Source organism: Xanthobacter variabilis (assembly GCF_043831965.2).
Classification (GTDB): Bacteria; Pseudomonadota; Alphaproteobacteria; order Rhizobiales; family Xanthobacteraceae; genus Xanthobacter.
Genome location: NZ_CM195533.1, coordinates 2,329,193 through 2,352,014 on the forward strand (window position 1 = coordinate 2,329,193; position 22,822 = coordinate 2,352,014).

Annotated in this window: 25 protein-coding genes; 14 read left to right on the plus strand and 11 right to left on the minus strand. The window is 68.6% G+C overall.

All coding sequences use genetic code 11. The features are described 5' to 3' along the window. Positions 1-17: 17 nt before the first annotated feature. Positions 18-572, plus strand: coding sequence for a DUF2478 domain-containing protein (locus tag V5F26_RS10050; RefSeq protein ID WP_394059235.1), 555 nt, complete (start codon positions 18-20; stop codon positions 570-572). 64 nt (positions 573-636) lie between these two features. Here V5F26_RS10050 and V5F26_RS10055 read toward each other — a convergent pair whose 3' ends face one another. After that, positions 637-2,109 (minus strand): MFS transporter, encoded by a 1,473-nt coding sequence (locus V5F26_RS10055; protein ID WP_394059237.1) that lies wholly within the window; start codon positions 2,107-2,109, stop codon positions 637-639. A 216-nt stretch (positions 2,110-2,325) separates the two neighbouring features. On the opposite strand from V5F26_RS10055, the gene V5F26_RS10060 reads away from it, so the two are divergent. Then, positions 2,326-3,072: a hypothetical protein gene (locus V5F26_RS10060; protein WP_394945847.1), complete on the plus strand. Its 747-nt coding sequence runs from the start codon at positions 2,326-2,328 to the stop codon at positions 3,070-3,072. 244 nt (positions 3,073-3,316) lie between these two features. After that, positions 3,317-3,673, plus strand: coding sequence for a c-type cytochrome (locus tag V5F26_RS10065; protein WP_394059240.1), 357 nt, complete (start codon positions 3,317-3,319; stop codon positions 3,671-3,673). A 26-nt stretch (positions 3,674-3,699) separates the two neighbouring features. Here the strand turns inward: V5F26_RS10065 and V5F26_RS10070 are convergent, their stop codons facing one another. Continuing rightward, positions 3,700-4,146, minus strand: coding sequence for a GtrA family protein (locus tag V5F26_RS10070; protein WP_234052175.1), 447 nt, complete (start codon positions 4,144-4,146; stop codon positions 3,700-3,702). 289 nt (positions 4,147-4,435) lie between these two features. Between V5F26_RS10070 and carB the strand changes: the two genes are divergently transcribed. Beyond that, entirely contained in the window at positions 4,436-7,801 is a 3,366-nt protein-coding gene (gene carB / locus V5F26_RS10075) for a carbamoyl-phosphate synthase large subunit (protein WP_394945848.1), read from the plus strand. A gap of 243 nt (positions 7,802-8,044) precedes the next feature. Continuing rightward, positions 8,045-8,518, plus strand: a complete 474-nt coding sequence (gene greA, locus V5F26_RS10080; protein WP_234052173.1) for a transcription elongation factor GreA — start codon at positions 8,045-8,047, stop codon at positions 8,516-8,518. Between the two features lie 915 nt (positions 8,519-9,433). Here the strand turns inward: greA and V5F26_RS10085 are convergent. Beyond that, positions 9,434-10,360 (minus strand): LysR family transcriptional regulator, encoded by a 927-nt coding sequence (locus tag V5F26_RS10085; protein ID WP_234052172.1) that lies wholly within the window; start codon positions 10,358-10,360, stop codon positions 9,434-9,436. A gap of 97 nt (positions 10,361-10,457) precedes the next feature. Between V5F26_RS10085 and V5F26_RS10090 the strand changes: the two genes are divergently transcribed. Further along, positions 10,458-10,904, plus strand: a complete 447-nt coding sequence (locus V5F26_RS10090; protein ID WP_394945849.1) for a CidA/LrgA family protein — start codon at positions 10,458-10,460, stop codon at positions 10,902-10,904. Continuing rightward, positions 10,891-11,589 carry an LrgB family protein gene (locus V5F26_RS10095; RefSeq protein WP_394059248.1) on the plus strand — a complete coding sequence of 233 codons (699 nt, stop codon included), beginning with the start codon at positions 10,891-10,893 and terminating at the stop codon, positions 11,587-11,589. Before V5F26_RS10090 ends, V5F26_RS10095 begins: the two co-directional genes overlap by 14 nt. Here V5F26_RS10095 and V5F26_RS10100 read toward each other — a convergent pair. Further along, positions 11,546-12,658: a COX15/CtaA family protein gene (locus V5F26_RS10100; RefSeq protein WP_394945850.1), complete on the minus strand. Its 1,113-nt coding sequence runs from the start codon at positions 12,656-12,658 to the stop codon at positions 11,546-11,548. The genes V5F26_RS10095 and V5F26_RS10100 overlap by 44 nt on opposite strands. 184 nt (positions 12,659-12,842) lie before the next feature. On the opposite strand from V5F26_RS10100, the gene V5F26_RS10105 reads away from it, so the two are divergent. Then, the gene (locus V5F26_RS10105; protein WP_370640725.1) at positions 12,843-13,061 is read left to right on the plus strand and encodes a DUF2842 domain-containing protein; all 219 of its coding nucleotides are present in this window, start codon (positions 12,843-12,845) and stop codon (positions 13,059-13,061) included. A gap of 43 nt (positions 13,062-13,104) precedes the next feature. On the opposite strand, the gene V5F26_RS10110 is transcribed toward V5F26_RS10105, so the two are convergent. Further along, on the minus strand, positions 13,105-14,556 hold the full coding sequence (locus tag V5F26_RS10110) for a hypothetical protein (protein ID WP_394945851.1): 1,452 nt from the start codon (positions 14,554-14,556) through the stop codon (positions 13,105-13,107). Positions 14,557-14,671: 115 nt separating this feature from the next. Next, entirely contained in the window at positions 14,672-15,490 is an 819-nt protein-coding gene (locus tag V5F26_RS10115) for an enoyl-CoA hydratase (RefSeq protein ID WP_394059252.1), read from the minus strand. Positions 15,491-15,613: 123 nt separating this feature from the next. Here V5F26_RS10115 and V5F26_RS10120 point away from each other — a divergent pair, with 123 nt between their 5' ends. The 3 genes from V5F26_RS10120 (at position 15,614) to rpsI (ending at position 17,230) form a co-directional block, all read left to right on the plus strand. Continuing rightward, the gene (locus tag V5F26_RS10120; RefSeq protein ID WP_394059254.1) at positions 15,614-16,069 is read left to right on the plus strand and encodes a PaaI family thioesterase; all 456 of its coding nucleotides are present in this window, start codon (positions 15,614-15,616) and stop codon (positions 16,067-16,069) included. A gap of 215 nt (positions 16,070-16,284) precedes the next feature. Next, positions 16,285-16,746: a 50S ribosomal protein L13 gene (rplM, locus tag V5F26_RS10125; protein WP_234052165.1), complete on the plus strand. Its 462-nt coding sequence runs from the start codon at positions 16,285-16,287 to the stop codon at positions 16,744-16,746. 1 nt (position 16,747) lies between these two features. Continuing rightward, positions 16,748-17,230 carry a 30S ribosomal protein S9 gene (gene rpsI / locus V5F26_RS10130; protein WP_234052164.1) on the plus strand — a complete coding sequence of 161 codons (483 nt, stop codon included), beginning with the start codon at positions 16,748-16,750 and terminating at the stop codon, positions 17,228-17,230. 169 nt (positions 17,231-17,399) lie between these two features. Here the strand turns inward: rpsI and V5F26_RS10135 are convergent, their stop codons facing one another. Next, a complete protein-coding gene (locus V5F26_RS10135; protein WP_234052161.1) occupies positions 17,400-17,732 on the minus strand; it encodes a hypothetical protein in 333 nt (110 codons plus the stop codon). Between the two features lie 206 nt (positions 17,733-17,938). Between V5F26_RS10135 and V5F26_RS10140 the strand changes: the two genes are divergently transcribed. Further along, positions 17,939-18,727, plus strand: coding sequence for a hypothetical protein (locus tag V5F26_RS10140; protein ID WP_394945853.1), 789 nt, complete (start codon positions 17,939-17,941; stop codon positions 18,725-18,727). Here the strand turns inward: V5F26_RS10140 and V5F26_RS10145 are convergent. From V5F26_RS10145 to V5F26_RS10160, 4 genes are all read right to left on the minus strand, one after another. Next, positions 18,699-19,223, minus strand: coding sequence for a DoxX family protein (locus V5F26_RS10145; protein ID WP_394945854.1), 525 nt, complete (start codon positions 19,221-19,223; stop codon positions 18,699-18,701). The genes V5F26_RS10140 and V5F26_RS10145 overlap by 29 nt on opposite strands. Beyond that, positions 19,220-19,990, minus strand: a complete 771-nt coding sequence (locus V5F26_RS10150) for an HvfC/BufC family peptide modification chaperone (protein ID WP_394945855.1) — start codon at positions 19,988-19,990, stop codon at positions 19,220-19,222. Before V5F26_RS10150 ends, V5F26_RS10145 begins: the two co-directional genes overlap by 4 nt. 1 nt (position 19,991) lies before the next feature. Then, positions 19,992-20,879 (minus strand): MNIO family bufferin maturase, encoded by an 888-nt coding sequence (gene bufB, locus V5F26_RS10155; protein WP_394945856.1) that lies wholly within the window; start codon positions 20,877-20,879, stop codon positions 19,992-19,994. A gap of 106 nt (positions 20,880-20,985) precedes the next feature. Next, entirely contained in the window at positions 20,986-21,261 is a 276-nt protein-coding gene (locus tag V5F26_RS10160) for a BufA1 family periplasmic bufferin-type metallophore (RefSeq protein WP_394059260.1), read from the minus strand. A gap of 198 nt (positions 21,262-21,459) precedes the next feature. Here V5F26_RS10160 and V5F26_RS10165 point away from each other — a divergent pair, with 198 nt between their 5' ends. Together V5F26_RS10165 and V5F26_RS10170 are read left to right on the plus strand one after the other, a co-directional pair. After that, the gene (locus tag V5F26_RS10165; protein ID WP_394945857.1) at positions 21,460-22,047 is read left to right on the plus strand and encodes a sigma-70 family RNA polymerase sigma factor; all 588 of its coding nucleotides are present in this window, start codon (positions 21,460-21,462) and stop codon (positions 22,045-22,047) included. Further along, on the plus strand, positions 22,044-22,682 hold the full coding sequence (locus V5F26_RS10170; RefSeq protein ID WP_394945858.1) for an NrsF family protein: 639 nt from the start codon (positions 22,044-22,046) through the stop codon (positions 22,680-22,682). Before V5F26_RS10165 ends, V5F26_RS10170 begins: the two co-directional genes overlap by 4 nt. Positions 22,683-22,822 lie beyond the last annotated feature (140 nt).

Below are 22,822 nucleotides of genomic sequence, written 5' to 3' on the forward strand. Positions count from 1 at the left end.
CCGTGCGGAAGATGGCCATGGTGGACGTTTCAAGCCGGCCCACGATCCTTGCCGTTCAAGGCGCCGATCGGGAGGTGATCCAGTCTCTGCTCGCCGAGGCCGCACGCCGGCTGCGGGCGGACGGCGTGCATGTGCTCGGCGTGGTCGAGGACATGGTACCCGGCATCGCCCATCACGAGGTGATGCTGCTTGATCTCGCCTCCGGCGCCACCCACCGCCTGCACCAGGATCTCGGCCCCGGTTCATCCGGCTGCGCGCTGGATCCAGAGGGGCTGGCGGCCGCCTGCGCCGGGGTGGAAAACGCTATTGCCGCGCGCCTCGCCCAAGGTGGCGCGGGGGCGGATACCGTGGTGATCCTCTCCAAGTTCGGCCGCCAGGAAGCGGAGGGGCGCGGCCTCACCTCCGCCTTCCACGCGGCGGTGGCGGCGGAGTTCTCGGTTCTCACTTCGGTTTCCCCCTCCGTGGCGGGCGAGTGGGTCAATTTCGCTGGTGACATGGCCCGCGTGGTGCCCGCGGAACTCGATGAGGTGGATGCCTGGTGGCACGCAGTGCCCGCGGTGGCGCCCCTTTAGCGCGCTGGGGCCTCCCTGGGGGCGCGTTTTCCGCGCGCCCCGTCCCGTGTCGTCCGGTTGGGCCTCAGGTGCCGATGTCGTCCAGGCTGCGGCCCTTGGTTTCGATGCGGAACGCATAGGTCACCACCGCGCCCAGCACGGATGTGCCCACCAGGATATAGAGCAGGGTCGCCGTTCCGATTTCCGCCAGCAGGATGGGAAAGAGGAAGGCGGTGGTCACCGCCCCGATCTTCGCGAAGGCCGCGGCGAAGCCGGCACCCATGCCGCGAATGTGGGTGGGGAAGACCTCTCCGGCCAGCAGGTAGGTCTGCGCGTTGGGGCCGAGATTGGTCATGAAGTTGAACAGCATGAAGCCCGCGAAGATGAGGGTGATGCGCGGCCCGTCAGCATAATAGGTGGACAGGGCGGCGATCAGCAGGCCCGCCGCGCAGCCCAGGAACCCCACGATCTGGAGCGGAATGCGCCCCACCCGGTCGGCCAGGACGACCGCCGCGCCGATGCCCACCAACAGCAGCAGGTCGATGGCGGCGGCCCCTTCCGCCGCCAGCTCGTCATGGAGGATGAGCGCGCTCAGGTGCTGGTCGTGGCTGGCGGCCATGCCCAGCGACGCCGCCAGGATGGTGGGGGTGAAGATGCCGATGCCGTAGGTGCCCAGGTCCTGCAGGAACCAGGGCACGGAAGCCAGGATGGTGGCGCGGCGGTTGCGCGCGTTGAATAGGGCGGAGGGGTGGCGCTCATCCTTCGAGTGGGCCTTGTGCTTCGAGGCGAGCTTGATGTGCTTGGGATATTGGGGCTTGCGCTTGAGCAGCTTGTGCGCCTCGCGCTCGGCTTCGGTATGGCGGCCGTGCACCATCAGCCAGGACGCGCTTTCGGTGACGTAGAAGCGCCCGATGACCACCGCCAGCGCCGGCAGGATGGCCACCGCGTACATGAGCCGCCAGCCGGTCACGTCGGAGAGATTGGAGAGCACCAGATAGCCCACCAGCGTGCCCAGGAGCGCGCCCACCGCCTGGAAGCCGAAGGCGCCCAGCACCAGCCGCCCGCGCGCGCTGGTGGGGATGCTCTCCGAGATCACCATGTGGGCGGTGGGATAGTCGCAGCCGAGAGCCACGCCCATGCCGAACAGAAAGGCCACCGTCCAGCCCAAGCTGGGGCTGACCGAGAGCAGGGCGAGGAAGATGATGAAGATCACCATCTCCACGATGAACATGACCTTGCGCCCGAACTGATCGGCCAGCCCGCCCAGGAGCAGCGCGCCCACCAGGATGCCGGCGAGGCTCGCCGCGCCCACCAGGCCGTGCTGGAAGGCATCCATGCCGAATTCCTTCGACATCAGCGGCATGGCCACGCCGGTCATGAATACGACGAGGCCCTCGAAGAACTTGCCCGCCGCGGCCAGCCACCAGATGCGCCATTGCATCGAGGTCATAGGCACGGCGGCGACAGGCGTGCCATCGGGCCACGCCGGCGCCTCGTCGATATAGTCCTGAACCGAGCGGGCGGCCGTGGCCGCCGTGTTCCCACTCATGTCGTTCATGGTGGCCCCCCTTCGTCAACCATGAGGGAAACCTCTTTACCGTGAAGCCGTTGTGACGTTCGAGGCCCCTGGCGGGTGGCTCCGCGACTCGCTATGGGTGGAACAAGGCGCAGGTGCATCCGGGAACGGCGGTGGGGGCCGCTGCAGCCGGCTCGCCGCGACCGCCCGGTCCGCCGCGTGTGGGCCGCTCTGTCCTCCGGTTGCACGAGGCTGCCCATGACCATGAAATCGCGCATCAATCCCGCATCGACGACCGTGTCGCGCCCCACGGCCGGCCTGTCCGCCGCGGCCCTCCTGGTGCTGTCCGCGACCGTGCTTTCCGCCTGCCAGGGCTCGCCCGACAGCTGGGGCACCGGCGTCGTGAAGCAGACCGACGGCTTCGGGGATTATTCCGAGACCGTGGTTTCCATCCCTAAGCCAACGGCGGGCCCGCGCCAGTTCCAGTGCACCGGCCCCTTCGCGCCCAACACCACGGCGCTCAACCTCGCCGCCGATTTCGGCCAGGCCAATGTCGTCACCGGCACCGTGACGTCGCCGGACGGCAATTCGTCGCCGGGCGTGGTGGTGCTGCCCAACGATCCCGGCCTGGCCATGGAGATTTCTTTCAAGGACCCGGCCAATCTGGCCTCGCCTCGGCGGATCTCCTTCACTGAGGAAAGCGCCTGGAGCGTGAACGGCATCCGCATCGGCTCCACCATCGCCGATCTGGAGAAGGCCAATGGCGGTCCGTTCCGGGTGCAGGGGTTCGGCGGACAGGCCGGTGGCGTGGTGGCCGACTGGCAGGGCGGGCGCCTCTCCAATATCGGTGGCGGATGCCGGCCCGGCGTCCAGCTCGCGCTGCCGGCGACCGTGAGCTCCGCCGTACAGGGCAAGCTTTCCGGACCGGGGCGCATTTCGTCCGGCGACGCCAACTTGCGGGCGGCGAATCCGACTGTGGGCGTGTTCTGGATCAACTACCGCTGAGGCGGGCGTAGCTGAACCCCGCGTTCACTGGTGCCTTCCCTTCCGGCAGCGTCAAGATGCCCGTGGGGCAGGGCGGCCCGCTGGCGCCCGTAATCTGGACACTTTCCAGGCTGCTGACTACCGTCCCTCCCCGGCTGGGCGGCTGATGGGGGGCCTGTTGGACGTTCGGACCGATGGACCGTGACCCGGACCGCACGGGCCTGCCGAAGAGGGCGGTGGTGCGGCCGTTTCCCTGGAGATCCGAATGTCGAGGCTTCTGATCGGCGCTGCCGCCGTGGCGCTGTTGTTCACGACGTCTGCCCAGGCGGCCGATGCGCCGCGCGCCTTCAACGCGTGCAAGGCCTGCCACCGGGTGGAGCCGGGCAAGAACCTGGTCGGCCCCACCCTGTTTGGCGTGGTGGGGCGCAAGGCCGGCACCGAGCCGGGCTTCAAGTACAGCCCCGCGATGGAGGCTGCCGGCTGGACCTGGGACCCGGAGAACCTCAGCGCCTACATCGCCGATCCCAAGAAGACGCTGCCGGGCAACAGGATGGCGTTCATCGGCCTCAAGAATCCGGAGGATGTGAAGGCCGTCGTCGCGTATCTTGAAACCCTGAAGTGAGCCTTCGCCGGTGCGGCGCGCGGGGCTCAGGCCCCATGAGCGCCGCGCCGTGCCCCGGCGCGATGGGCGAAGGCCCAGACGCGGTAGCCCGCAAAGGTCCACACCATGGTGATGCCGGTGGTGATGACCTGGGCCAGCAGGTAGAACACCCCCAGCCGGTGAACCAGCAGATCCATCAGCAGCCCGTTGAGGGCGAACGAGATGAGCGCCACCACCATGAAGCGTGGAACGGCGCCCGCATGGGTGCGGGTCGATTCGAAGGTGAAGGCGCGGTTCAACAGGTAGGAGACGATGGCTCCCACCACCGCGCCGAGGGAGGAGGCCACCACCGGGCCGGCAATATCGCGCTCCACCACCAGCGCCAGGGTGGCGAAATGGGCGCCCGTGGCGAGGACGCCAACCCAGGCGAATGATGCGATCTGCAGGATCAGCGGCCGGTAGCGCCGGGCGAGGGCCGCGAGATTTGCGTGCAAGACGTGATGCTCCCGCAGGGCAGGAATGGGAAAGACGTCTTCCGTCGCCGGAAATTATGGTCTAAGGAAGCCCATCAGTGAGCCGGCACGCACGATTTTTCGCGCGTCACGCCGGCTTGAACCGCATCCGCCGCGCTCGTGCGCCTCGTCCTCGAGCGGTGGACTGTTCCTATAGGGGGCGCGCGACCCGCGGCCCTTTTTTTGCGCCTGAAGCATTTCTCTCCGGCCGTTCCACGGCTCGGGAGAGGTGCATGCCAGGGGCCAAGGTGAGCCAGAGCGCCAGAGAGACATGCCGAAACGCACAGATCTCGAAACCATCCTCATCATCGGCGCCGGCCCGATCGTCATCGGCCAGGCGTGCGAGTTCGATTATTCCGGCACCCAGGCGGTGAAGGCGCTGAAGGAGGAGGGGTACCGGGTCGTCCTGGTGAACTCCAATCCCGCGACCATCATGACCGATCCGGACATGGCGGACGCGACCTATATCGAGCCGATCACCGCCGAGATTGTCGCCAAGATCATCGAGAAGGAGCGCGGTGACCGCTCCAAGGGCTTCGCCCTGCTGCCGACCATGGGCGGGCAGACCGCGCTGAACTGCGCGCTGTCGCTCAAGAAAATGGGCACGCTGGACAAGTTCGACGTCGAGATGATCGGCGCCACGGCCGAGGCGATCGACAAGGCCGAGGATCGCGAGCTGTTCCGCGAGGCCATGACCAAGATCGGCCTTTCCACCCCCCGCTCGCGCCAGATCAAGACCCTGGCCCAGGCGCTGGACGCGCTGGAGGAGGTGGGGCTGCCCGCCATCATCCGCCCGTCCTTCACCATGGGTGGCACCGGCGGCGGCATCGCCTATAACAAAGCCGAGTTCATCGAGATCATCGAGCGCGGCATCGATGCTTCCCCCACCAATGAGGTGCTGGTGGAAGAGAGCGTGCTCGGCTGGAAGGAATATGAGATGGAGGTTGTCCGCGACAAGGCGGACAACTGCATCATCATCTGCTCCATCGAGAACATCGACCCCATGGGCGTGCACACCGGTGATTCGATCACCGTGGCGCCGGCCCTGACGCTGACGGACAAGGAATACCAGATCATGCGCGACGCCTCGCTGGCGGTGCTGCGCGAGATCGGTGTGGAAACTGGCGGCTCCAATGTGCAGTTCGCGGTCAATCCCGCGGATGGGCGCCTCATCGTCATCGAGATGAACCCGCGCGTCTCGCGCTCCTCGGCGCTGGCGTCGAAGGCCACCGGCTTTCCCATCGCCAAGGTCGCGGCGCGCCTCGCCGTGGGCTACACCCTCGACGAGATCGAGAACGACATCACCGGCGGCGCGACTCCGGCTTCCTTCGAGCCCACCATCGATTATGTGGTGACCAAGGTTCCGCGCTTCGCCTTCGAGAAGTTCCCGGGCGCCGAGCCGACCCTGACCACCGCCATGAAGTCGGTGGGCGAGGCCATGGCCATCGGCCGCACCTTCGCCGAATCGCTGCAGAAGGCGCTGCGCTCGCTGGAAACGGGCCTCACCGGCCTCGACGACATCGAGATCGAGGGCCTCGGCCAGGGCGACGACAAGAACGCCATCCGCGCCGCCTTGGGCACGCCCACTCCGGATCGCCTGCTCTATGTGGCCCAGGCCATGCGCCTCGGCCTGTCCGACGAGCAGATCCACGCCGCGTGCAAGATCGACCCCTGGTTCCTGGGCGAGATCCGCTCCATCGTGGAAGCGGAGGAGAAGATCCGCCGCCTGGGCCTGCCCGCCACTCCCGGCGCCTTCCGCAAGCTGAAGGCCATGGGCTTCTCGGATGCGCGGCTCGCCACCCTCACCCGCCGCACCGAGGCGGACGTGCGCGCCCAGCGCCGCGCCCTCGACGTGCATCCGGTCTATAAGCGCATCGACACCTGCGCCGCCGAGTTCGCCTCGCCCACCGCTTATATGTATTCGACCTACGAGACCCCGTTCGCGGGCCAGCTCGCGGACGAATCGCGGCCGTCCGACCGCGAGAAGGTGGTCATCCTGGGCGGCGGGCCGAACCGGATCGGCCAGGGCATCGAGTTCGACTATTGCTGCTGCCACGCGGCCTTCGCCCTTGAGGACGTCGGCTACGAGACCATCATGGTCAACTGCAACCCGGAGACCGTCTCCACCGACTACGACACCTCCGACCGGCTTTATTTCGAGCCGCTCACCGCGGAGGACGTGCTGGAGCTGATCGAGCGCGAGCGGACCAATGGCAAGCTGAAGGGCGTGATCGTCCAGTTCGGCGGCCAGACCCCGCTGAAGCTCGCCAAGGCGCTGGCGGACGCGAACGTGCCGATCCTCGGCACCTCGCCCGACGCCATCGACCTCGCGGAGGACCGCGACCGCTTCAAGCACCTGCTGGAGCGGCTGAACATCCGCCAGCCCGCCAACGGCATCGCCTATTCGGTGGAACAGGCGCGGCTGGTGGCGTCCGACCTCGGCTATCCCATGGTGGTGCGCCCCTCCTACGTGCTGGGCGGCCGGGCCATGCAGATCATCCGCGAGGAGAGCCAGCTCGGCGACTACCTGCTGGAAACCCTGCCGGGCCTGGTGCCCCAGGAGATCAAGGCCCGCTATCCCAACGACAAGACCGGCCAGATCAACACGGTTCTCGGCAAGAACCCGCTGCTGTTCGACCGCTATCTGTCGGACGCGATCGAGGTGGATGTGGACGCCCTGTGCGACGGCACGGATGTGTTCGTGTCCGGCATCATGGAGCACATCGAGGAGGCGGGCATCCATTCGGGTGACAGCGCCTGCTCGCTGCCGCCTTACTCCCTGAGCCCCGAGATCCTGGCGGAGCTGGAGAAGCAGACCGCCGCCATGGCCCTGGCGCTGGGCGTCGGCGGCCTCATGAACGTGCAGTACGCCATCAAGGACAAGGATGTGTATGTCCTCGAGGTGAACCCGCGCGCCTCCCGCACGGTGCCGTTCGTGGCCAAGGTGATCGGCCTGCCCATCGCCAAGATCGCGGCGCGGGTGATGGCGGGGGAGAAACTCGCCTCGTTCGGGCTGACCAAGCCGAAGTTCGACCACATCGCCATCAAGGAGGCGGTGTTCCCCTTCGCCCGCTTCCCGGGCGTGGACACCGTGCTCGGCCCGGAGATGCGCTCCACCGGCGAGGTGATGGGGCTGGACACCGATTTCGGCGTGGCCTTCGCCAAGAGCCAGCTCGGCGGCGGCACCAAGGTGCCGCAGTCGGGCACCGTGTTCATCTCCCTGCGCGAGCAGGACAAGGCGCGCATCCTGCCTTCGGTGCAGATGCTCCAGAGCCTGGGCTTCAAGGTGATCGCCACCTCCGGCACCCAGCGCTTCCTGGAAGAACACGGCGTCGCCGCCACCAAGATCAACAAGGTGCTTGAAGGTCGCCCGCATATCGTGGACGCCATCAAGAACGGCGAGGTGCAATTGGTGTTCAACACCACCGAGGGGGCGCAGGCTCTTGCGGACAGCCGCTCGCTCCGGCGCGCGGCCCTCTTGCAGAAAGTGCCGTATTACACCACGCTGTCGGGTGCCGTCGCGGCGGCGGAGGGGATCAAGGCCTATGTGGGGGGCGACCTGAAGGTGCGCCCGCTCCAGGACTATTTCCACGCCGATCATAATCCGCTCGTGCGGGGCAAGTCCTCCGTCGCCTGACGGATGGACGGGGAGAGTTGAGCAGCGCGGGCGTTTCGGCGTCCGCGCATTCTTGTCGTTTGGTCTCCTGTGTCTGGCAGGCCGGTCGCTTCGCGCCGGCCAGGGCGACCGGCCGATTGGGCCGGTGGGGGCCACGGTCCGTGCCGCAGGGTTCCGCGTTGCGCGGGCACGGAGGATTTCAGGGCGGCAGGCCGCCGGGCGGCGTGTCGCGCGCATCAGTTTCGGGAGGTCTTGAAAGGACCCATGGAGAAGATTCCCATGACCGTCGGCGGCTATGCCGCCCTCGCGGAGGAGTTGAAGAAGCGTCAGCAGGTGGAGCGCCCGCGGATCATCACCGCCATCGCCGAGGCGCGCGCTCACGGTGACCTGTCTGAAAACGCCGAATATCACGCCGCCAAGGAACTGCAGTCGCTCAATGAAGGCCGCATCGCCGAGCTCGAGGACAAGCTGTCCCGGGCCGAGGTCATCGATGTGTCCAAGCTCTCCGGTGACGTGGTGAAGTTTGGCGCCACCGTGACCCTGGTGGACGAGGACACGGAGGAAGAAAGGGTGTGGCAGATCGTCGGCGACAGCGAAGCTGACGCCAAGGCGGGCCGTATCTCCATCTCCTCGCCCATGGCGCGCGCGCTCATTGGCAAGAAGAAGGGTTCTTCCGTGGAAGTGGTGACGCCGAAGGGCGCTCGCTCCTTCGAGATCGTCGAGGTGCGCTGGTCCTGACCGCGCCGAGCCTCGCGCCAGGCGGGGCGATGACTGCCGGGACCTAATCCGGTTTCCGGTCGGTACCATGGCGGCGCCGCCGTGCCTTGCCTCGATGGCCTCCATCGGGGGCGGAGGCGAGGGCGGCGCCGCCCGCACATCTCCTCTGAATACGCGGGTCATGCTCCGCTTCCTGGCGGCCAAGGGCCGCACGGTCTGCGCGGCGTTTGTGCTGCGACGGCCGTGGTTCCATCGCGGCCGCCGCGCCTTCCGGGCGCGAGGGCACGCGTATCTAGGGGCGGGGGGCTGGCCATGTCCGGTACTTCCGCTGCGGCTGAAGCCGGTCCTTGCTTGGCTGTCGCAGGGAAATCCTCCTGGCCATTGCGCGGGCCCGTTTTTCGAGCAAACCGTTGTCGGTTCTGCTCGAAAACGCTCCGGGCGGAGGTCCCTCCGTCCCGCCTCGGTGTGGGCTGGTTGCCGTTGGGTCTTGGTGCCAGCCGACTTTCGCAGCAGCCTGCGGAGCCTGTGGTCCCCCAAGGTGTTCCTGAAGCCGCAGGGCGGGGGCATAACTTGGGAATGCGGACCCGGCGGCGCGCCAAAGGGGCGATGCCTTGAGGGCGATGCCTTGGGCGGGGCCCCTCGACTGTTTCAGATTTTCATGGACGTGGCGAAGCCGTTTAGTCGGCTGTTTTCGCGGGCATCCACTGCCCAAGCGGGTTCCGGCCCCGCTTGCAGGCGCGCCAGCCGCGAAGGCGAACGACCCGCGACGCCAGGGCGGTCGCGGCTGGTTCACTCATCCGGAACCGGGGGAGAAGGCCGCATTACCTCTTGTTGCCTGAGTGCTGGTCGGCCGGCGACGGGCCCATCCGCGAGCAAGTTCTCATCCCTGTGGCGAGGTTCGCGGAATCGCGGACGTTGGCTCCCGGTTCGCGCGGATCAGGACCGCGGCGCGGCCGGCGGTGCGCCGGTGCCGCTGTCGGGCGTTGCGCCATAGACTTCGCGGGTGAGCTCGACCCAGGCGCGCGCGGCGCGGGAGAGGTAGCCGCCCCGGCGCCACACCAGGGCCATGTGCCATTGGGTGTCGGGTTCGTCCAGCAGCACCAGGGAAACGGCCGGCGTGCGGCGCAGGCTGGCGATGGTCTGCGGTAGGAAGGCCACGCCCAGCCCCGCGCCCACCAGCTCCACGATGAAGTCGATCTGCCCGCTGCGGGCCGCCACCATGGGGGCGAATCCGGCACGATCGCAGGCGTCGATCAGTACCTTGTTGAGCGCGAAGCCCCGCTCGAACAGGATGAAGGGCGATGCGGCGAGCGCCGCGATGCCCACCGCGCGCTCGCCCGCCAGGGGATGGTCCTTGGGCATCACCACCATCAGCGGCTCGCAGCGCACCGGCTGAAAGTCGAAGTCGTCCGAGGTGGGCAGCAGCGAGGCGGCAAGCTCCACCTCGCCCGCTAGCACGATCTCCTCCAGCCGCTTGGAGCCTTGTTCTGTCAGGCGGATGTCGATGCCCGGATAGCGCGCCCGATAGATGGCGAACAGAGGCGCGAACAGGGTGCTGGCGCCCAGCGGCGGCAGGCCCAGGCGGAGCGTGCCGGTCTTCAGCCCGCGCAGGTCCGCGAGCTCGGCGATCATGTCGTCGCGCTCGGCCAGCATGGTGAGGGCGCGGCGGTAGACAATCTCGCCCGCCGCGGTGAGCATGCTCTTGTGGCCGATGCGGTCGAGCAGGGGCACCCCCAGCTCGTCCTCCAGCTGCTTCACCGCCTTGGAAATGGTCGGCTGGGTCGCGAAAACCACCTTGGCGGCCTGGGAAAAGCCCCCCTGGCGTACCACCTCCACGAAGGCCCTGAGCGTGCGAAGTTCCATACCATTCAAATACGGAATGGACTGAATTCAGTCAATTCATTTTCATAATAGACAGGGCACGCCTATCTTATGGGTAACGGCACTGGAGGTGCCTCCCATGTTTACCAAAATGCCTGATCCGGCGCGCGCATTTCGGCGCAGCGCTCTCCTATTCCGCGCGGCGCTCCATCGCTCCGGCCTGCTGCAGATTGCCGTTCTGGCGCTGTTCTGGATGCTGGGCGAGGCGCTGGTGCGGCTGGCTCATCTGCCCTTTCCCGGCGGCATCGTCGGCATGGCGGTGGTGCTGGCGCTGCTGATCTCCGGCTTCATCCGCCCCATCGCGGTGCGACGCGGCGCGTATTGGCTGATCGCCGAAATGCTGCTGTTCTTCGTGCCGGCGGTAATGGCGGTGCTGGACCATCACGAATTCATCGGCCTGCTGGGCCTCAAGATCGTCGCGGTCATCCTGGTGGGCACGGTGCTCGTGATGGGCGGCACGGCCCTCACCGTAGACCTGTGCTACCGCTGGCGCGCGCGGCGGGAGGAGACCCATGCCGGCGCTTGACCTGATTGAGACGACGGTCCTGTGGTCCGCCGTCACCATCGGCTGCTATCTGGTGGCGCGCTTCATCGCCCGCCGGTGGCGGTTCTGGTGGACTTCGCCCTTGCTGCTCACGCCGATCATGGTGGGGCTTGTCGCCGTCAGCCTGCATGCGGGCTATTCCGAATACATCCGCTCCACCCATTGGTTGGTGTTGATGCTTGGCCCGGCGACAGTGGCCTTCGCCATTCCCATCTATGAGCAGCGGGCGGTCATCCGCCGGCATTGGCCGGTGCTGCTGCTGGGCGTGCTGGTGGGCAGCTCCATCGCCATGGTCGCGGCCTTCTTCATGGCCTCATGGCTCGGCCTGTCCTCCACCATGCAGCTGTCGCTGATGCCGCGCTCCACCTCCACCCCGTTCGCCATGGCCGTGTCCGACGATATCGGCGGCCTGCCGGACCTGACGGCGGTGTTCGTGATCCTCACCGGCGTCTGCGGCGCGGCCCTGGGCGAGTTGCTGCTGAAGGTGATGCCCCTGCGCTCCTCTTTGGCCCGCGGCGCGCTGTTCGGCATGGGCGCCCACGGCGCGGGCGTGGCCAAGGCGCACCAGATCGGGGGCGAGGAAGGGTCCATCGCCGGTCTCGTGATGGTGCTGGCCGGCCTGTTCAACGTGATGATGGCCCCTGTGGTGGCGTTCCTCCTGCGCTGAGGGGCTGGCGCGTCACATCCACCGCGTGCGCCGTGGCGGCGATCAGCACCACCGTGGCGCCAAGCTGATGGGCCAGGGCGATCGGCAGCGGCACATGCAGCAGAAGCGTCGCGATGCCGAGCCCCGCCTGCGCGCTCACCAGCACCAGCAGCCCCGCCGCCCCACGCCCCGCGCGTGAGCGGCGGGTATCGACAGCGTGCAGCAGCGCCAGCGTCCATAGGCCATAGGCGATCATGCGGTGATCGAACTGCACCGTGAGGGCATTCTCGAACAGATTGCGCCACCACGGCCGCGCCGCGCCGAGCTGCTCCAAAGACGGGACGAATGACCCGTCCATGAGGGGCCAAGTGTTGAAGGCGAGCCCCGCATCAAGGCCAGCGACCAGCCCTCCGGCGAAGACCTGCACCAGCACCAGCGCCACCAGCGCCACCGCCGTCGCGCGCTGTCGCAAGGGCGCGCTCGGGCCTTCACGGGCGGGCACGAGGGTGCGCGCCACGGCCACTGTGGCGGCGAGGATGATGCAGGCGAGGGTGAGGTGCACGGCCAGCCGATAGGGGCTGACGGAGGTGCGGTGCACGAGGCCCGAAGCCACCATCCACCACCCCACCGCGCCCTGCAGCCCGCCGAGGGCGAACAGGCCGAGGCAGCGGGCCAGCAGCCGCCCCCGCACGGCGCCGGTGATCACGAAATACAGAAAGGGCAGCAGGAAGGCGATGCCCACCAGCCGCCCCAGCAGGCGGTGCGCCCATTCCCACCAATAGATGCGCTTGAAGCCGTCGAGCCCCATGCCGCGGTTGAGGGCCTCGTATTGGGGAATGGTCTTGTAGCGGTCGAACTCGGCCTGCCAGTCGGCTGCGGAAAGCGGGGGGATGACCCCTGTCACGGGTTTCCATTCAGTGATGGAAAGGCCGGATTCGGTCAGCCGGGTGGCCCCGCCCACCACCACCATGGCGACGATCAGCAGCGCCACGCCATAAAGCCAGAACCGCACCCGCCACAGCGCAGGCGCGAGAGGACGCGCGGGGGATGAAAAGGGCGCGGCCGCGGCTCCACCTCTCGCCGGTCCCATGGAGGTGGGAACGGCTCGGGGATGGGCAACATCGCGCGAAGCCTGCCACGCAGCGTGGCCGCCTGGATCCGGCATGGCGTCTCTCCCAGCCGGCGGGCCATTCTGTCGTGGCTCTCACCGTGGATCCGTTATAGAGGGCAGTCGCCGGCCCTCACAAGGCGATCGCGAACAGGAGAGACGGGAGATGATGCCTCAGCGCATCCGCAAGCTCATCGGCACGGTGCTGCTGCTGGTTCTGGTGGTGGTGTGGGCGCTCGGGGCCATGGCGGTCGCGCAAGGGCGCGTCACCGAGCTGCACTGGGCGCTGCAAACCGTGTGCTACGTGCTGCTGGGCACCTTGTGGGTGATCCCCGCCGGCGCCCTCATCTGGTGGATGGAGCGCCCGGACCGGCCCAAGGCCTGAGGCGCGTTTTCGCGCTTCCGCCACGCCGGCCTTGCCGCCGATCTCAGGCGGCGCGCTTGCGCAGAATCAGCGGCTCCTCGGCGATGGGCTCGGGCGGCAGGATCTCCTCCTGGGCCAGCTCCTCGGCCACCGTCTCGCCGGTGGCGAAGCGCAGCATCACGATGCGGGACAGGCGCATGGCGGCCAGCGCGTCGAAGCTTTCCACCGCCGCCGTACGCGGTGCGGTGTCGGCGGTCAGGCACACCACCAGCGGGTCGCAGCCCGCGAAGGCGGCATCGTCCGGCTCCAGGCGCGGATTGGCCATCACCACGTAATCGTAGGTTTCGCGAAGGGCCTGCAGGACGGCGGCGAGCCGCTGCGTGTCCGCCTCGTCCGATGCGGTGCCTTCGCCCTGCGTGCCAGTGGCGGAGGTCCAGCCGGGGGGCAGGTGGCCGGGCGGAATCACATGGGCGCGCGAATGGGGGTCGCGATGCACCGCCTCGCCGAAATGGGCGCGGCCCAGGATGAGCTCGCGAAGGCCCGGGGCTCCCACTTCGCAGCCGATGTCGACCAGATCTGCGGTGTCGGCTGCCTGGTCGAGCACCACCAGCACCACGCCCGCCTCGTCACCCAGCCGGCGGGCCAGGGCGCGGGCGCAGCGGCCGGCGGCATCGGGCAGGCCATCGGAAGTCACGCAGATGAGGCGGCCGCGCACGCGCACCGGGCCCTCGGCCCAGGTGGTGGCATGGGGCAGGAGCTGGTCCACGGCGGCGTCCAGTTCCAGCCCGCGCGCGGCGGCGCCGTCGAGCCAGGTGATGCGGTGGGGCGTGTCGAGCTGGCGCGGCAGCGCCTCGCGCGCAAGGATGCCCTGGGGCAGGGGCTCGCGCCGCTGCTGCCGGCGGCCCAGCAGGAAGGTGACGGCGGCGGCCGCGAGCAGCGTGAAGGGCAGGGGCCCGGGCACGTCGGGCGTGAGCGGCGCGATCGCGGCGGCGCCCCGGCTGAGGCCCGGCAGATCGGAGGCGGCGGCCGGGCGCGCCTCAAGGTCGAGGGCGGCCGACACATAGGCATCCGCGAGGCGGGCCGCCAGGGCGGGGGAGGGGGCGGCGACGGCGAGATCGTATCCGCGCCCGCCATTCACGGGCACGATGGACACATCCTGCACCACCCGGCGGGCCGCGATGCCGGTGAGCGAGGCGATATCGGCGCTGGCCGCGGCCGGGAACAGGCTGTCGGAGGCCAGCCGCGCCACCTCGCCGGGCGCGAGCTTCTCCAGCGCATCACGGGCGAGCTCGCGGGAGCCGAGCACCTGGGCAATGCCGCGCACGGTGGCCGCGGGCGGCTGGGTGGCGACATCAAAGGAGAGGTTGGCGGTGGCGGTGAAGCGCAGCGGCAGCGCGCTGACGAGCGCCAGCGCCGCCAGACCCGCCGCGACGGCATTGAAACCGCTGAGGCGACGGGCGCGCGCGGGCGCCGCCAGTGCGACGCTCGATCCGATCTCGGCGACGTTCATTGCCATGCGCCGCTGTCCCGCTCCTGCCACCGCGCCATGCGGCTGCTTCTAGCGGACAGGAAAACCCGTTTATGGTTGAGAGATGGTTAAAGCGACGCGCGGCGGCTTGTTGCCCCGTCGCTCACCGGTCCTCCCAGCTGGGTGCGCGCTTGCCCAGAACGGCGGAAATGCCTTCCTCCGCATCGCGCGCCAGCATGTTTTCGGTCATCACGCGGGAGGCGTAGGCATAGGCCTCGTCCAGCCCCATTTCGATCTGGGCGTGGAAGGCCGCCTTGCCGAGTTTCACCGGCACCTGCGACTTTTCGGCGATTCGCCGCGCCAAAGCGGTGGCGGCCGCCAACGCGGAGCCCTTTTCCACCACGCGGTTCACCAGGCCCATGCGGAAGGCGTCCTGCGCCTCCACCCACTCGCCCAGCAGCAGCATCTCCATGGCATGCTTGCGGGACACGTTGCGGGTGAGGGCGACCATGGGCGTGTGGCAGAACAGGCCGATATTGACGCCCGGCGTGCAGAAGCGGGCCTCGGCCCCGGCCACGGCGAGGTCGCAGCTCGCCACCAGCTGGCAGCCGGCGGCGGTGGCCATGCCCTCCACGGCGGCGATGACCGGCTGGGGCAGGCGGACGATGGCGGTCATGAGGGTGGAGCAGCGCTTCAGCACATCCTCGAAATAGACGCGGCCGCGATCGGCATCGCCGCGGTGGCCCTGGATCTCCTTCAGATCGTGTCCGGCGGAGAAGACCGGCCCTTCCGCCGCCAGCACCACCGCGCGCACGGCGGGATCGGCGCCGATGTCCGCAAGCGCCGAGGTGAGGGCCGCCATCATGGCTTCCGACAGGCTGTTGCGGGATTGCGGCCGCGCCAGGGTGAGGGTGGCGACGCCGTCGGCCACCTCGGTCTTCAGGATGAGGCCATCGGCGGCGGTGGCGGGGTGCGCGGACATGGGCAATCCTCCCGGGGATGCTGATGCTTGATCTTGTGGCGCGGCATTCTATGCACAGGGGCGTGCCCCATGCGAGCCGCGCGGCGCGGGTGGGGCGAGAATGACAATAAAGGGAGGAAAATCATGGGGATGGAGCCCGCCACCGCCTCTGCGATGAGCATCGCGGAGCTGGAGCAGTTCCTGCACGGGGAGTTCCCGCAGGCGTTCGGGCCCGGCAAGCCGCACCATATCGAGACCGTGGGCCGGCGCGCCGCCACCATCCGGCTCGATGCGGACGAGGAGCATCTGCGCCCCGGCGGCACCGTGTCCGGCCCCGCCTTGATGGCGCTGGCCGACATTGCCGTCTATGTGGCGCTGCTGGGAGAGATCGGGCCGGTGGCGCTGGCGGTGACGACGAATCTCTCCATCAATTTCCTGCGCAAGCCCGCCCCCGGCGCGATTTATGCCGATGCGCGGCTGATCAAGCTCGGCAAGCGCCTCGCGGTGGGAGACGTGGGCATCCGCAGCGCCGGTGTGGACGATCTCGTGGCCCATTGCGTGGCCACCTATTCCATCCCCGACCGGCCTGCGAAGGGCTGATGCGGCGGGAATAGGCCCAACTTTCTGCGAAATCAGAGCCTTTTTGAGTGGTGTTAAAATACCAAAATAATAAGCCATTGTTTTACAATGACTATTCAAGGTGGGCTGACGTTGACGAGTCCGCGGGCCTCGGATACAAGCCGCCTCCATCGCCACAGGGGCCCGCGGATTTTCGTTCCGGGTCCGTGCGGCAGTCACAATCGGAAAACGACCCCATGAAGACGTATTCGGCCAAACCCGCCGATATCGAAAAGAAGTGGGTGGTGATCGACGCCAGCGGCCTTGTTGTGGGTCGTCTCGCTTCCATCATCGCCATGCGCCTCAAGGGCAAGCACCTGCCCATCTACACCCCCCACGTGGACTGCGGTGACAATGTCATCGTCGTGAACGCTGAGAAGGTGGTGTTCACCGGGCGCAAGAAGGACCAGAAGGCGTACTATCACCACACCGGCTTCCCGGGTGGTATCAAGGAGCGTACCGCCAAGTTCATCCTCGAGGGCCGCTTCCCTGAGCGCGTCATCGAGAAGGCGGTGGAGCGCATGCTCGCCCGTGGCCCGCTCGGCCGCAAGATCCTCGGCAACCTGCGTGTTTACAAGGGCCCGGCCCATCCGCACGAGGCCCAGCAGCCTGTCGCCCTCGACGTGGCCGCGCTCAACCGCAAGAACGTGAGGAACTGACATGGCCGAGGTTCTCCAGTCCCTCGAAGATCTTGGCGGCGCCGCCATCACCACCGAGGAAGTGTCCGCTCCCGTCCATGTCCAGAAGCTGGACAAGTACGGCCGCGCTTATGCCACCGGCAAGCGCAAGGACGCGGTGGCCCGCGTGTGGGTTCGTCCCGGCACCGGCAAGATCACCGTCAATGATCGCGACATCGAGGTGTATTTCGCCCGTCCGGTGCTGCGCCTCATGATCAACCAGCCGTTCCAGGCTGCGGCCCGCGAAGGCCAGTATGACGTGATCTGCACGGTCACCGGCGGCGGCCTCTCCGGCCAGGCCGGCGCGGTGCGTCACGGCATCTCCCGCGCGCTCACCTATTACGAGCCGGAGCTGCGCACCCCCCTCAAGAAGGGCGGCTTCCTCACCCGCGACAGCCGCGTGGTCGAGCGCAAGAAGTACGGCCGGGCCAAGGCGCGTCGTTCGTTCCAGTTCTCCAAGCGCTGATCCGCGCTTCGGGTTTGCAGTGTCGAGAAACGGCGGGGGCTTCCCCCGCCGTTTTTCTTTTGCGCCCTGGTCCGCGCCCTTCTGGGGTCGCGGACCAGGGCGCAAAAGAAAAAGGGCCGCCTGGCGATGCCGGCGGCCCTTTTCGTATGGTTTGCCCTCGCGGGGCGCATCAGAAGCTCGGCGTGTTCCCGGCCAGCGGGCTCCACGAGCCGTTATTGGTGGGGTCGCCGGGCGGGCCGGAGCCGTAGCCACCGGACAAATCGGGCGGGAACACGTAATCGTTGTTCTCGCCCCGGCCGATCTTCACGTCAGGGCGGATGGCCGGGCCTGGGCCCGGATCCAGATAATTGCCCTGGGGAATCACCGGCAGCTGGATCACGTTCGGCGTGATAACCACATGCGGCCGCGAGGCCGTTTGCGCCAAGGCCACAGTGGTGAGGCTGGCAAGACCCGCCAGCAGCATCATGGTGTGTGCGCTGGACCCCAACCTGATTGTGAGCATGGCTCACCTCCGCCTCGAACCCGAACAGTCATTGTCGCGTTGAAGCATGTTCGCGCGAGGGTGTGAAGGCCCTGCCGGCTCCACCCGTCCAGATTTAACCCGCCGGCGCGACGTTCTGGCGGGGCCGAGCCGAATCTGTTTCGCTCGCGAGGATATCGGGACCGGGACAGTGGGGGCGGATCGGCATGGCGGCATGGAGAAGCTGGATGGCCGCAGGGCTGTGCGCCGGGACATGGGCGCTCGTGGCGGCGGATGCGGTGGCCTTGCCGAGCCGGATCATCCTGCTGCGCCACGGCGAGAAGCACGACGCCTATCGCCTGTGCGCCGTGGGCGACCTGCGGGCGCAGGCGCTGGCCGCGCAATATCTCGGCCGGGAGGCCGCCACCAGCCTGTTCGGCCCCGGCGAGGCGCCCAAGGCGTTCTTCGCCATGACCCTCCACACGCTGGAAACCATCGCTCCTTCGGCGCGCAGCTGGGGGATGCCGGTCAATCTCTTTCCCGCGCTGCCGGATGCCTCGGGCGCCATCGCCGAGACGGTGCTGAACGGGCAGACCCAGCAGCTCGCCCGCGACCTTCTCACCGATCCGCGCTGGGATGGCGCCACGGTGGTGGTGACCTGGGAGCACGACCATATCGCCAAAACCCTGTCCGGCCACGGCAAGAAGAGCACAGAGCAGAAGGACAGGGCGGCCGCCAGGGAGGCCGCCCGTACGCCCGCCGAGCTGGAAGCCGTCGTCGCCAAGGATGACGCCCGCCCCGAGGCGCCCTCCACGCTCTATGACCTGTTCGGCCTCGCCCGCTTCAGGGAAGCGCTGAGCGATTGGCCGAGCGAGACCTATGACTATTTCTGGATCATCGATTTCGATCCGGCGACCCGGCAGGCCGCTTCGTTCCGGATGGTGAAGCAGAGCTACGGCGCCCCCTATGCCGGCGTGCCGCAGAACGACTGGGGCCAGCCCGAGGGCCTCACATCGGCGAGCGGCTGCCAGCTTTAGCGGCCTCTGCCCGGCAGAAGAACCGGCCCAGCAGGTGGTCCAGGCTGAAGCGTCCCGGTCCGCGTGCCACCAGCAGCAGGAACAGGGTGGCCCAGGCGCCGTGGGTGGGCCAGGCATCGGGATAGACGAAGATCTCGATCACCATCGTCATGCCCAGCAAGGCGAGGGCGGAAAGGCGCGTGGCGAGGCCCAGCACCAGCAATATGGGAAAGCTCAGCTCCGCTGTGGCCGCCGCGTGGGCGGCCAGCCAGGGGTCCAGCAGCGGCAGGCGGTATTCCTCCTGAAACAGGAACACCGCATTGTCCGAGACGCGCCAATGCTCATCGAGTTTGGTGAGCCCCGATTGCCAGAACACGGCTGCCGGAAAGATCCGGGCGCCGACGGCGATGAGATCGTAGGGCACGGCTTCCGCCCGGCGCCTCAGTCCGCGCAGCCATATGGCGAGCGGGGCCAATGCGGGTGCGGAGCCGGTGGGGAAAGTGGTCTTGATGGTCATCGCTGGTCTCCTTGTGGCGGGCTCGCGCGCCGCAGGGCGCCAGCGTCGAGCAGTGGCGGCAGCGCGCCGGCCAGGCCGCCCACGGGCTCCATGGCCTCGGACAGCGCGGCGAGGGACAATGGCGTTTCGAGCAGGGACAGAAGCTGATCCCCGCCCGCCGGCAGCCCCGTCAGCATCACGTCCAGCTCGGGCCGGGTGACGAGCGCGCTCTCACCGGCCCAGTGAGAGAGGGGGGTGAGGGGCAGGTGCCCGGCATTCATCCGCCACAGGGTCACCACCGGCCACGGCGAGCACAGCCAGCGGGCGGCGGGGTGACGGGCGAGGGCGAGCGGCGCCGCCTCCTGCGGGCTGAGGCCCGCCAGGCCGGCACGTGTTTCGGGCGGGGCGTCGGCGGAATGGTATGAATCGACCATCAGCCGTTCCAGCCGCGCCACGTCGGGCAGATAGGGCAGCTCCGCGGCGGGCGGGAAGCGCGCGAGGAAATCGGCGAACCCGGCGCCATAATCGGCCAGCACCGGGGATGTGGGCGGGGCGGCGGTGACGAAGGCGCGGGCGGCCGCGGCGAAGAAGTCATCACCCACCAGCTGACGCACCACGGGAAATGCGACGGCCAGGGCCTCGGACAGGGTGACACCCACCGTGTTGCGGTGGATGGCGAAGCGCCGGGCCACCGCGTCACCACCGGCGGCGGTGAGGCCGGGCGGCGGCGCGCCATCGGGCGCGAGCAGGGCGTGGGCGAAGCGCTCATCGGCATGGAGGGCGGGCATGTCAGGCCGCCTTTCGCGCTTGGAGAAGCTGGGCGCCGGCGTGCTCCGCCTCGGCCCGCAGGGTGGGCCAGTCGGGCACGTCATTGTCCCATTCAATCAGCGTGGCGACGGGACCCGTGCGGCGCAGCACCTGCCCATAGAGTGCCCACACCCGTGCCGCCACGGGGCCGCCATGGGCGTCCACCAGCAGCGGGGCGGTCCCGGGGCTTGCCGCGGGCGCGTGCCCAGCCAGATGGATCTCGCCCACGCGGTCGAGGGGCAGGGCCGCCAGCATCCGGTCCGGATCGAGGCCATGGTTGATGGCGGAAACGAACAGGTTGTTCACATCCAGCAGCAGCCCGCAGCCGGTGCGGCGGGTCAGCTCCGCGAGGAACTTCCCTTCGGGAATCGTGCTTTCCGCGAAGGTGAGATAGGTGGCCGGATTTTCGATCAGAATCGGGCGCTTGAGAGCCTCCTGCGCCTGCTCCACATGGGCCGCCACGATGGCCAGCCGCTCTGGCGTATAGGGCAGGGGCAGAAGGTCATTCAGGAACATGCCGCCATGGCCGGCCCAGGCCAGATGCTCGGAAAAACTCTCCGGCTCATAGCGTTCGCACAGGCGGGCGAGGCGCGCGAGGTGGGCGCCATCGAGGGGCCCTGAGCCGCCCAATGCGAGCCCCACCCCGTGGATGGACAGGGCGTGGTCACGCCGCAGCCGGGCGAGCTGCGCGTGGGGCCGCCCGCCTTCGCCCATATAGTTTTCCGCATGGACCTCGAAGAAGGCGAGCGGCTGGGGCGCGGAGATGATGTCGGCGAAATGCTGCGGCTTGAAGCCGACCCCGGGGCCGGGCGGCAGGGCCGGGGCGCGTGCGGCACCGCTGCGTTGGGGCATCATGGAAACCTGGGACATTTCGAACCTCCCGGAAGTCGCTTGCGCCAGCGGCCCCCTCCCGCGGGAGGGGGTCGGGCCAGAGGCCGTCGCCCCTTGCGGGAGGGGCGATGCTTCGGAGCGCGGATCAGGACTTGATGGGCATCAGCGCGCCCATGCCGTGGGGCGTCTTGATGCTGACGCAGGTGCCCTTGGGCACGAGCTTCCAGGAATTGCCCTGGTAATCCACCTTGGAGGTGCCGGCGCAGGTGGTGCCGGGGCCGGCGGCGCAGTCGTTCTGGCCCTTCAGGGCGACGCCGTAGCACTTCTCCTTGCCGGCATCCTGGGCGGCGGCCGGCGCCGACACGGCGGCGAGGGTGGCGGCCAGAGAGCCGAGGACGGCGAGAGTGGCGACAGGCTTCATGGGTCTTCTCCAGTTTCAACACCGGCCACGCTCATCGCGGCCATGACCTGAATTCGCCGCCATGCCGGCACCCGTTACGCCGATCACGCGCCTGTGTTCCCATCACCGGTCGCGACGTGCGAAATGGCGGGGCCGGGCTGCGGGATGTAACGTTCCGCTCTTTGCCGGCGAAGAAGAGGGGTGCCGTCCCGCGCCACCATGACCCGAGCCGTCGACACCGCGACCGCCCAGGCCGCTTCCAGAAGCGAGCAATGGGCCGACTTGATGCGCTCCGCTCTGAACGGGGACGCGGCCTCCTATCGCCAGCTGCTGGTGGCGCTGGCGCCGGTGCTGCGCACGGCCGCCCGGCGCATTCTGGAGCGCGCCGGGCACGGCACGGGGGATGTGGAGGACGTGGTGCAGGAAACGCTGCTCGCCCTTCATCTCAAGCGGCAGAGCTGGGATCCCGCCTCGCCGCTGATGCCCTGGGTTTGGGCGATCGCCCGCCACAAGGCGCTGGACGTGCTGCGCCGGCGGGGGCGGCGGGCGGAAGTGCCCATCGACGAGCTGGAGGCCGTGCTGGCCGATACGGCCGAGGTCGATGACGGATTGGCGGGGCACGATGTGGCCCGCCTCACGCAGAGCCTCTCGGGGCGCGAACGGGAAGTGGTGGAGGCGGTCTACCTGTCGGGGGCGAGCACCAAGGAAGCGGGGGCGCGGCTGGCCATGAGCGAGGGCGCGGTGCGGGTGGCGCTGCACCGGGCATTGAAGCGCCTGGCCGCCATCTATGGAGGAGGAGAGCCATGAAAACCGACGAGCTGATCCTCGCTTTGTCTGCCGATGTGCGCCCGCGCGGGCCTTCGCTTGCGGTCGCCCTCGCCGTGGCCGTCACCTTGGGCGCGATCGCTGCCGCCATCGGCATGCAGCTGACGCTGGGCATCCGGCCGGATGTCCTGGCGGCTCTCGGCTCGCCGCGCTTCCTCTTCAAGTTCGTGGAAACGGCGGCTCTGGCGGTGGTGGCGGTGCGCCTGGCGGCTCGCATGTCGCGCCCCGGCGCCGAGCTTTGGTCCGCCGAGGTGGGGCTGTTCGTTCCCGCCTTGCTGCTGTTCACGGCCGTGGTTCTGGAGCTGGCCAGCGTGCCCGAGGCGGCGTGGGAGCGCCGGCTGGTGGGCACCAACTGGGCAGTGTGCCTTATGGCGGTTCCCGCCTTCTCCTTGGTGCCGCTGGGCCTGCTGCTGTGGGCGCTGCGGCGGGGGGCGAGCGAATCGGGTGCGCTCACCGGCCTGGTCGCGGGGCTGGCGGCTGGCGGCATCGGCGCCTTCTTCTATGCGGCGCACTGCCCCGATGATTCACCGCTGTTCGTGGCGGTCTGGTACACCATCGCCATCGCCGGAGTGGCGGGGCTGGGCGCGCTGCTGGGCGCGCGCATTCTGCGCTGGTAGGGCCTGCCCCGCAATCGGGGCCGGCGCCGCGCGGATCTGAGCCAAAGACCCGAAAAGATACCTACGCCAAAGCGCGGGGCAACGCGCGGGGGCAAGGCGCGGAGGAGCTACGGCGCGGGCGCGCGCCTGCCCGCCGCCGC

What these genes read in the sequence shown, in the direction of transcription:
- V5F26_RS10090 (WP_394945849.1), top strand. Translation starts at nt 10,458, where the DNA reads ATGTTTACCAAAATGCCTGATCCGGCGCGCGCATTTCGGCGCAGCGCT.
- V5F26_RS10170 (WP_394945858.1), top strand. Translation starts at nt 22,044, where the DNA reads ATGAAAACCGACGAGCTGATCCTCGCTTTGTCTGCCGATGTGCGCCCG.
- rplM (WP_234052165.1), top strand. Translation starts at nt 16,285, where the DNA reads ATGAAGACGTATTCGGCCAAACCCGCCGATATCGAAAAGAAGTGGGTG.
- greA (WP_234052173.1), top strand. Translation starts at nt 8,045, where the DNA reads ATGGAGAAGATTCCCATGACCGTCGGCGGCTATGCCGCCCTCGCGGAG.
- V5F26_RS10110 (WP_394945851.1), bottom strand. Translation starts at nt 14,556, where the DNA reads ATGGCAATGAACGTCGCCGAGATCGGATCGAGCGTCGCACTGGCGGCG.
- V5F26_RS10060 (WP_394945847.1), top strand. Translation starts at nt 2,326, where the DNA reads ATGACCATGAAATCGCGCATCAATCCCGCATCGACGACCGTGTCGCGC.
- V5F26_RS10085 (WP_234052172.1), bottom strand. Translation starts at nt 10,360, where the DNA reads ATGGAACTTCGCACGCTCAGGGCCTTCGTGGAGGTGGTACGCCAGGGG.
- V5F26_RS10135 (WP_234052161.1), bottom strand. Translation starts at nt 17,732, where the DNA reads ATGCTCACAATCAGGTTGGGGTCCAGCGCACACACCATGATGCTGCTG.
- V5F26_RS10120 (WP_394059254.1), top strand. Translation starts at nt 15,614, where the DNA reads ATGGGGATGGAGCCCGCCACCGCCTCTGCGATGAGCATCGCGGAGCTG.
- V5F26_RS10150 (WP_394945855.1), bottom strand. Translation starts at nt 19,990, where the DNA reads ATGCCCGCCCTCCATGCCGATGAGCGCTTCGCCCACGCCCTGCTCGCG.
- V5F26_RS10105 (WP_370640725.1), top strand. Translation starts at nt 12,843, where the DNA reads ATGATGCCTCAGCGCATCCGCAAGCTCATCGGCACGGTGCTGCTGCTG.
- V5F26_RS10095 (WP_394059248.1), top strand. Translation starts at nt 10,891, where the DNA reads ATGCCGGCGCTTGACCTGATTGAGACGACGGTCCTGTGGTCCGCCGTC.
- V5F26_RS10050 (WP_394059235.1), top strand. Translation starts at nt 18, where the DNA reads ATGGTGGACGTTTCAAGCCGGCCCACGATCCTTGCCGTTCAAGGCGCC.
- V5F26_RS10140 (WP_394945853.1), top strand. Translation starts at nt 17,939, where the DNA reads ATGGCCGCAGGGCTGTGCGCCGGGACATGGGCGCTCGTGGCGGCGGAT.
- rpsI (WP_234052164.1), top strand. Translation starts at nt 16,748, where the DNA reads ATGGCCGAGGTTCTCCAGTCCCTCGAAGATCTTGGCGGCGCCGCCATC.
- V5F26_RS10100 (WP_394945850.1), bottom strand. Translation starts at nt 12,658, where the DNA reads ATGGGACCGGCGAGAGGTGGAGCCGCGGCCGCGCCCTTTTCATCCCCC.
- V5F26_RS10165 (WP_394945857.1), top strand. Translation starts at nt 21,460, where the DNA reads ATGACCCGAGCCGTCGACACCGCGACCGCCCAGGCCGCTTCCAGAAGC.
- V5F26_RS10115 (WP_394059252.1), bottom strand. Translation starts at nt 15,490, where the DNA reads ATGTCCGCGCACCCCGCCACCGCCGCCGATGGCCTCATCCTGAAGACC.
- V5F26_RS10065 (WP_394059240.1), top strand. Translation starts at nt 3,317, where the DNA reads ATGTCGAGGCTTCTGATCGGCGCTGCCGCCGTGGCGCTGTTGTTCACG.
- carB (WP_394945848.1), top strand. Translation starts at nt 4,436, where the DNA reads ATGCCGAAACGCACAGATCTCGAAACCATCCTCATCATCGGCGCCGGC.
- bufB (WP_394945856.1), bottom strand. Translation starts at nt 20,879, where the DNA reads ATGTCCCAGGTTTCCATGATGCCCCAACGCAGCGGTGCCGCACGCGCC.
- V5F26_RS10160 (WP_394059260.1), bottom strand. Translation starts at nt 21,261, where the DNA reads ATGAAGCCTGTCGCCACTCTCGCCGTCCTCGGCTCTCTGGCCGCCACC.
- V5F26_RS10055 (WP_394059237.1), bottom strand. Translation starts at nt 2,109, where the DNA reads ATGAACGACATGAGTGGGAACACGGCGGCCACGGCCGCCCGCTCGGTT.
- V5F26_RS10145 (WP_394945854.1), bottom strand. Translation starts at nt 19,223, where the DNA reads ATGACCATCAAGACCACTTTCCCCACCGGCTCCGCACCCGCATTGGCC.